Below are 465 nucleotides of genomic sequence, written 5' to 3'. Positions count from 1 at the left end.
CCGAGCCCGTGGGCGTCGACAGGATGACGTGCGAGCCGGTGACCAGCTCGATGAGCGCCTCGCTCTGGTGCGGGTACAGCTCCAGACCCTGCTCGGTCGCCCAGGTGGTGAACCCCTCGTAGAGCGCGTCCGGGTCGGGGGCCTTGCCCGTCGGGGCGGGCACGTGCGCGAGGAGAGCCGGGGTGCGGCCGGTCGTGGTGGTCACGGGACGAGTCTGTCAGGTGTGGAGCACCGGGGTCGTCGGCAGCCCGTCGCACCGGCCGCGCGGTCGGTGCGGATCTGGCGCTGCCGAACCCGGGGTTGTTCCCCGGTTCCCCGCCGGACTGGGGGACAACCCCGGGTTCGGAAGATCGGGAGATCGGGGCACAAGGGGTTGATAGCGCTGTCAACGTGTGCGAGGGTATGCCGCGGGACCGGCGTCGAGGCCGGTCCCGGCCTCCGAGTCATCGATGACCACCGACCCCA

Annotated in this window: 1 protein-coding gene; it reads right to left on the bottom strand. The window is 71.8% G+C overall.

Annotated features, from left to right (window positions below; all coding sequences use genetic code 11):
- Positions 1-205: hypothetical protein (locus G3I78_RS48130; RefSeq protein WP_164436946.1), on the bottom strand; the 205-nt coding region annotated here is incomplete at its 3' end.
- Positions 206-465 lie beyond the last annotated feature (260 nt).

Origin of the sequence: Streptomyces sp. SID13726 (assembly GCF_010548375.1) — a bacterium.
GTDB lineage: Bacteria > Actinomycetota > Actinomycetes > Streptomycetales > Streptomycetaceae > Streptomyces.
The sequence above is the reverse complement of the archived record's forward strand: the minus strand, read 5'-3'. Positions and strand labels throughout refer to the sequence as shown.